Source organism: Psychrobacter sp., from assembly GCF_030457785.1.
Lineage (GTDB): Bacteria > Pseudomonadota > Gammaproteobacteria > Pseudomonadales > Moraxellaceae > Psychrobacter.
In genome coordinates this window covers 1-7,949 of sequence record NZ_JAKDUI010000129.1, presented here as the reverse complement: position 1 = coordinate 7,949, position 7,949 = coordinate 1, and the positions used below count along the sequence as shown (strand labels likewise).

Below are 7,949 nucleotides of genomic sequence, written 5' to 3'. Positions count from 1 at the left end.
CACTCTAAGCTGTCTCATCGGCAGCAGCAGGCGGCTTACCACTTGGTTTTAGCCATTTAGCAAACCATCCTGATAGATCATCCATCAATGTATACACCACTGGAATGACAACTAAGCTGAGCAAAGTGGACGTGACCAAACCGCCCAATACCGCCGCCGCCATCGGTCGTCTAAAAGTGGGATCTGCATCACCCCAGCCAAACACCAACGGTAACATCCCTGCGCCCATCGCAATGGTCGTCATGATAATCGGGCGAGCACGTTTGCGACAGGCATCGAGGATGGCATCGAAGCGTGCCAGACCTCGACGCTGAGCAATCAACGCATAATCGACCAATAAGATAGAGTTTTTGGTGGCGATACCCATTAGCATGATAAAGCCAATCATCGAGGGCATAGAGAGGCTGCTTTTAGTAATAACCAAACCTACAAAGGCACCACCGATAGACAGCGGCAACGCCATTAAAATAGTAAAAGGCTGTAAGATACGACCAAACAATAAAATAAGAACCCCCAAAATACAGACCACACCAACTGACATGGCTATCGCAAAGCCACTAAATAGCTCAGCCATATTTTCTGCCTGACCTTGATCGATAATAGTGATTGATGGTGGCAATGTCTGCATCGCAGGTATGGCTTTGACCGCTTGTACCAACTCGCCAAGCTCGCCATTGGCCGGCTGAGCAGTGATACTAATCGCTCGCTCTCGATCCAACCTCGTAATCTGCGCAGGCCCTGTACCAAAGCTTAAATCAGCAACTTCGCCCACACGTACGCCCTGCCCTGTAGGAAGGGTGCTCGGTACATATAAGCTTTCTAACTGACTGACATTTTGCTTAGCGACATCAGGCAGACGGACCACAATAGGAATCTGTCGTGTATTCAGATTGAGCTTAGACAAAAGCTGCTCATAGTCACCGACAGTCGCTATTCGAAGTGTAGAAGCGATATCTTTCGTGGTCACACCTTTATCTGCCATCGCCAGTCTATCAGGGGTAACAGTCAGCTCTTGTTGCGGTAAGCTGCGATCACTGGTCACAGTGCCCGCACTCGGCAATGCTCGTATTTCGTTCATTATCCGCTGTACAGTTTGCTCCAACACTTCTGGATTGGTGCTGGTCAAAGAGAAGTTGTACCCCGTCTCACCGCCACTCGATAAACCAACCGTAAATCGTGCACCCGGTACATCTGCTAGTACCCTGTTTATTTGTCGTTCTATTTCTTGTTTAGACTCACGTTCTGCTCGGGGTGCCAACACGATATCTAAGCCTGCGATATTGTCAGCAGTGCCGCCCGTCGAGTTGACGTCCATCGACGCTTGCGTTTCCCCTACCGACGTAAAAATATTGGTCACTGCTGGCAGCGCTAAAATACGCTCACTCGCCATAGCTGCAACGCGCTCAGTATCTTCTAGCGCCACATCTGGTGTCAGCTCAATCGCCACACGTGTTTGGTCGATATCATTATCAGGGATAAAGGCACTAGGCAACAGCTTGACCAAAGCCAGCGACAGCACAAACAATACCAAAGTAGCCGTCATAGTCAGCCAACGTTTCTTCAGCGTCCACGACACGATCTTCAGATACCAATCCATCACCGCACTTTGCTTTTTTACCTGATCTTTTTCTGGGCGCAGCACATATGCCGCCATCATCGGTGTGATAAGACGCGCCACCATTAAAGAGGCAAATATGGACAAAGCTGCTGTCCAACCAAATTGACGGAAAAACTGACCAACGACACCGCCCATAAAAGCAGTCGGCAAGAACACAGCGATCAATGTAAAAGTCGTCGCTACAACTGCCAGTCCAATCTCATCAGCCGCCTCCATCGCTGCCTCATAAGGCGTCTTGCCCATGCGCAGATGGCGAATGATGTTTTCGACTTCAACGATTGCATCATCAACCAATACACCGATAACCAACGACAATGCCAATAAGGAAATTATATTTAGACTAAAACCAAACAGATACATGCCCAAAAAAGTCGGTATGACCGAAAGTGGCAACGCGACAGCCGCGACAATGGTCGCACGAATATTGCGCAAAAATAAAAACACCACAACGACCGCTAATAACCCACCTTCTATCAGCATACGTAACGAGGATTCATAATCTTCAGCAACAGGGGTCGCCCGATCATAGACTTTTTCAATCCTGATATTTCCAGTATCCGTTACCAGCCTTGCCAGCTCAGCATCAACCTGCTCCATGACATCCACTTCACTGGCACCTCGAGAGCGAGTGATATTGAATGCCACAACCGTTTCACCATCCAGCTTGGCTATAGAGCTGGGGTCGGCAGGACCATCCGTCACTGTCGCCATGCGACCCAGAGCCTGTGTGCCTCCTGTAGGAACGGCAACCTGCACATCATTCAGATCGCTTGCCCGTTCGACCGCACCCAACACACGAATGGTTTGCGTCGTATCGCCGACCTCTGCTTCACCACCCGAGCTGTCTTGCTGAATACCAGAGATCTGCTGTGATAACTGCGTGATGGGGAACTGTAAGCCACTCAAAGCAATAGGATCAGCGGCCACAGTGATTTCACGCTGCAAACCACCGACACGGCTAACTGAACTGACCCCTGCTATATCAGACAGCCGTTTGGTAACGGTATCGTCAACGAACCAAGAGAGGTCTTCCACATTCATGTTTTCAGCAGCAACAGAGTAAGTAACGACAGGAAACCCTGCCGTAGAGACTTTGGTAATGATAGGGTCATTTGCTGCTGCAGGCAGGTCGCCACGCACTTCACCGACCGCTGAGCGTACATCATCAACCGCTTCTTGGATGTCTTTTTCTAACACAAACTCAGTGACCATAGTGGCGGCACCCGTTTGCAAGGTGGTGCGAATATGCTTGACGCCTTCGATACTGGTTAGCTGATTTTCGACTTTTTTGGCGATATCGTTTTCGAGTTGCGCAGGGGCTGCACCAGGTAAAGTAACGGTCACCACAACGGCAGGCAGGTCAATATCCGGAAACTGCTGCACTTTCATTTTCATAAAGCCGTATACACCGCCCAATGTCAGCAGCACAAACAGCAAAATAGCGACTAATGGGTTTTTGATCGAATAAGCAGAGACATTTAATCTCATGGCTGTGCCTGCTCAGGTTGGCTTGTCTGGGTCGCATCATTGACGATACGTACTAAATCACCATCATTTAAAAAGCTACCACCTTGCTTCACAAGCTGGCTGTCGTTTGGTAACGGCTCAGGTACCGAGATGTTCGCGCCATATCGCTCGCCCAATGTCACTCGCTGTTGTCGAACACGCCCTACCTTTTGGTCTTCTCGGTTATCACGAATCTGGGTGACCAGCATCACATAGTCATAACCATCGTTACTAACCACCGCACTGTTAGGAATGGTTTGAGTGCTAATACTACCCAGCAAAAACTCGCCTGTTTGGTACATGCCGGCGCGGGCTTTGGCATTTTCAGCAAGACTGGCATAGATGGTAATCTGACGATTATCGTCCGCTGTTGGTGCGATACGGCTTACCTCTCCCATCACGGTATCACCATCTGACAGGCTGACGCGTACTGGCGTACCGACACCGACGTCGCCGACGAGCTTCGGATCGATATCCGCGCGCCACTCTAGCAGCCCACCTTTGATAATGGTAAACAACGCACCACCACCAGATACCATGCCGACTTCAGCCATTTTCTCACTAATGACACCACTGACTGGCGCGACGACTTTCGAATTTTCTAAATCCAGGCGTTGATTACTCAAACGTGCCTTGGATGCCTGCAAAGACGCCCTTGCTCGCACTTCAGAAGTACGGTAGCGATCGGCTTCCTGCTGACTGATAGCATCAATGTCTATCAATGGCAATACACGCGCCGCATCGGCACTGGCATTGGCCAATGTCGCTGCTGCTTCTGCGACATCTGCTTCTGCTTGCAATACCTGCTGTTCCATCGCATCGGTATCGAATACCGCAAGCACTTGCCCCACTTCTACACGGTCGCCCTCTTCGACCAATACACGCTCGATGGCGACACCATTAACTTTTGCACTCACATTCGCCGTGTCTTTGGCACTGATTGTCCCATCGGCGCTTAGCGTATTGCCGATACTATCTTGGCTGGGCGAAATCGTTTCTACGGACAATACCGTCTGCGTACTACTGGCATCGCTATCGCCCTCACTTTGCGCAGTGTTAGAAACTGCAGGCGCATCTATGCCGGCCTCATCATTGCCGCCCCAGTATCTCCCAATTAGCACACCCATGACGAGCACTGCTACTAAAACAGGAAACACCCATAACGGCAGCTTTGGAGACGGTTTATTAGCCGACGCCTCAGACTGACGGTAGGTCGGTAGCTCAGACGGAGCGGTTCCCGACACTTGCTCACTAGGCGGATCTTGCTTATCATCTGGGTCTCTAAAGTCACTCATAGTCAGTCTCTACAAATAAGCACGCTATCAACGTCATGGAAATATAAGGGGAACAACATAGGGTAAGACAGATTGGTCGATCATGTTGTTATGATTTTAATATTGTAGACTATCCCATTGCTTCGTCAATTATGTTGCGTACCTAAACAGTCAGTCAATGATTCAGATGATGCTGCTTAAAACAGAATACGCCATGTCATATCATCATTCATTACCTTCCACCTTCATCCCGGTGATGATAATAAAAGCCGCAAGTATCAGACTAAAGACTGCTTAACAAAAACCCGTCCTACTCCTCGAAACGGCGGCAACTGTACAGAGTACATACAATTCCAACTTGTATTCCCAAGCTGATTTGTCATTATGTAAGTCAACTTCATTATTAAAGGAGCTAAAAATGGCTGATAAATCAAAAGTTAAAAAGCTTAAGAAAGAAATTAAAAATGCCAAAATCAAAATTAAGCAGACGAAAAAGGACCTAAAAGGTCTCAAAAAATCAATGAAGAAGGCGAAAAAAGCCAAATAGCTTTTTTCGAATTCAACAAAAAAGAGGACGCCATCGGCTGTCCTCTTTTTTTTATTTGTCATTACCATTGAACCTACACTCACGACTAAGCATTCGTATAGCGACTGGCTTCTGGCATCCATCGATGTATCAACTGGCTGACGTCCGGTTTGCGTGTATGGTCCGATATCAAATGCTTCGCCAGACGCTGCGCAATGGCAAATAACTGCTCGTCACGAATCAAATCAGCCAAATAATAGCCTACATTGCCTGTTTGCCGCTTGCCGAGCAGCTCACCTGGACCACGCAACTCTAAGTCTTTTTGCGCGATAACAAAACCGTCTGTACTATCCCGCAGTACGTTCAAACGCTCCGTACCAGTCTCCGACAATGGCGTTTGATAAAGCAGCACACAAAAGCTCTTGGTAGAGCCTCGCCCCACACGTCCACGCAGCTGATGCAACTGCGACAGACCTAAGCGTTCCGCATTTTCGATCACCATCAACGATGCGTTTGGCACATCGACGCCTACTTCGATGACCGTCGTCGCAATCAACAAATCAAGAGCGCCTACCTTGAACTCTTGCATAATGGCTTGTTTATCAGCAGATTTCATCTTGCCATGTACGAGACCTATCCGAATACCCAAACGCTCATTTAAATCATGGTAAGTGGCTTCGGCAGCCTGTGCATCCAGCACGCTAGACTCTTCTACTAGCGAGCAGACCCAATAAGCTTGCCGACCTGATTCACAATTAATCGCAATACGCTCAATCACTTCATCGCGGCGATTACGGTCAATCGTCACCGTCGTAATAGGTGTGCGGCCAGGTGGTAACTCGTCAATGATAGAGGTATCCATGTCACCATAGACGCTCATCGCCAACGTGCGAGGAATTGGCGTCGCCGTCATTATCAACTGATGCGGCGTACTATTGGCAACACCTTTATTAGTCAGCGCCATACGCTGCTCAACCCCAAAGCGATGTTGCTCGTCGATAATGACCAGCCCCAATTTGGCAAACTGTACTTGGTCTTGAAACAAAGCATGCGTACCGACCGCGATTTGCACCGTGTTTTCCGCGACGGCTTCGAGCGCTTCACGGCGTTGCTTTGCGGTTTGTTTACCCGCCAACCAACCAACACTGACACCTAACGGCTCAAACCACTGCTTGAAATTGACCAAATGCTGCTCTGCTAAAATCTCAGTCGGTGCCATGACCGCCACCTGCCAGCCACTATCAAGCGCATAACCTGCCGCACCAGCTGCAACCAAAGTTTTGCCCGCTCCAACATCTCCCTGTACCAGTCGCAGCATCGGAATAGACGTCGCCATATCAGCTGTGATGTCTTTCATCACTCGCTGCTGTGCGCCTGTTAGGTCAAACGGCAATGCCGCGAACAACTTATCAGCCAATGGGCTTTGGCTGTCACATTTAGGTGCTTTATGCTGATGCAGTTGCTGACGACGATACAACAGGCTAAGTTGATGAGCTGTCAGCTCTTCGATAATCAGACGCTGACAAGCCGCATGTGTGCGAGCACTCAACTGATTCAGTAGCTGGTACTGCTGCCCAGCATCGGTATAGGTAGGTGGCGTATGCAGCAGCACTAACGCTTCAAATATCGTTAAACTGTAAACATTGTTACTAGTCGCGTTAGCAACAATTAGATTGGTTTTATTGTTTGAATCATAAGCAGTTACAGGTGCTTTGCTGACACTACTGTCCACGGTATTGTTCGGCACACTATTTGCCAGTACCGAAAATATGTCTTCTGGATACTCGGGCTCTGTTATGGTCGTTTTCGTCGGCTCAAAAGGTACCAATGGCAAGTCTGCCACGACAGAGAAATCTTCTGGCGTGAACAGCGTCATAGGTAAGCCCTGAGTACGCACAGTCTGCAATGCCAGCTTAATTAAAGTGCGTAGCTTATTCTGATGCAGACCTTTGACACTAGGGTAGATTGGCTGTAGCCCAGTATTGGTTATCACTGCGCTATCGGTCATTACCTGGTATTCGGGGTGATGCATCTGCTTACCATAACGGTTCACTTTTACTTCACCGAATAGCTGCAGCTGTGTTCCCAAATTCATGGTCTGCGCCAAACCTCGATAAACCTTAAAAAAACGCAAAGACATCGTGCCCGTATCGTCATCGACCACGACCGTCATACCGCTACGTTTATTATCGACATGTACCACATGGCCAGTGATTAAAACCGCTTGTCCATGCTCTGCATCAGCTATTGAGACCGCTCGACTACGATCTTCATAATCACGTGGCAGGTGCAACAGCAAATCAAATATCCGTTTGATATTTAATTGTGCCAACTGCTCTGCGACTTTGGGACCGACACCAGCCAACGCCGTCACTGGCATATCTAACGCCGAAGCTGTCACGTCTGAGCGCATAGGATGTGTGGAATCAATCATAGCTGTGTGCTGATCGGATGTGGACATTAAAGATCCTAACAAGGTTGTTATCGATGTCGCCTGCTAATACATCGCCGTGAACAACAGACAATGAATACCGTACTGACTACCCGTAATTGCTATGGCATAGACAGCGAATATTTTTGGCAATTCAACGCTAAAAATAGTAAGCTTAGTCACTTCATTTTCATATTTTACGGGCACCTAACCATATAGGCAGCTAATCATACAAGCATCTATATCTCAATGCGTGTCCTCATTTTAAGAATAATGATAAATGAGATATCTTCTTCAGATTGAGGATACGTCCTAGCACTGACTGCTCGTAGCTTTTAGGTTATGGTCATGAAGTGATGACACTTTTATAAGGCTCTTCTATTATGCGTACTTATGATATCTTTATGCAACTGCATCGTCGTGGTACAGCTACGTACCTGAGCCTATTGATAACGCTCATCTTCATAATGACCCCGACACTGAGCGCCTGCAGTACGTTAACTCCGAATCCAGACGTACAAACAGCACCACGACCAGCATCTGTAGTGGTCAACTAATTTAGGACAGCTGATAAGAGATTTTGATTAAAGTAAC

General features: G+C 48.2%; 4 protein-coding genes. 1 reads left to right on the top strand and 3 read right to left on the bottom strand.

What is annotated here, in order from left to right; all coding sequences use genetic code 11:
- Positions 1-4 precede the first annotated feature (4 nt).
- Complete coding sequence (locus L0J61_RS07340; RefSeq protein ID WP_301465712.1) at positions 5-3,106, bottom strand: efflux RND transporter permease subunit; 3,102 nt, start codon at positions 3,104-3,106, stop codon at positions 5-7.
- Entirely contained in the window at positions 3,103-4,419 is a 1,317-nt protein-coding gene (locus L0J61_RS07335) for an efflux RND transporter periplasmic adaptor subunit (protein ID WP_301465710.1), read from the bottom strand. The genes L0J61_RS07340 and L0J61_RS07335 overlap by 4 nt, the downstream gene beginning before the upstream one ends.
- Positions 4,420-4,816: 397 nt before the next feature.
- Here L0J61_RS07335 and L0J61_RS07330 point away from each other — a divergent pair, with 397 nt between their 5' ends.
- On the top strand, positions 4,817-4,945 hold the full coding sequence (locus L0J61_RS07330; RefSeq protein WP_301465708.1) for a hypothetical protein: 129 nt from the start codon (positions 4,817-4,819) through the stop codon (positions 4,943-4,945).
- Between the two features lie 85 nt (positions 4,946-5,030).
- On the opposite strand, the gene recG is transcribed toward L0J61_RS07330, so the two are convergent.
- Positions 5,031-7,358, bottom strand: coding sequence for an ATP-dependent DNA helicase RecG (gene recG, locus L0J61_RS07325; protein WP_301465713.1), 2,328 nt, complete (start codon positions 7,356-7,358; stop codon positions 5,031-5,033).
- Positions 7,359-7,949: the final 591 nt, after the last annotated feature.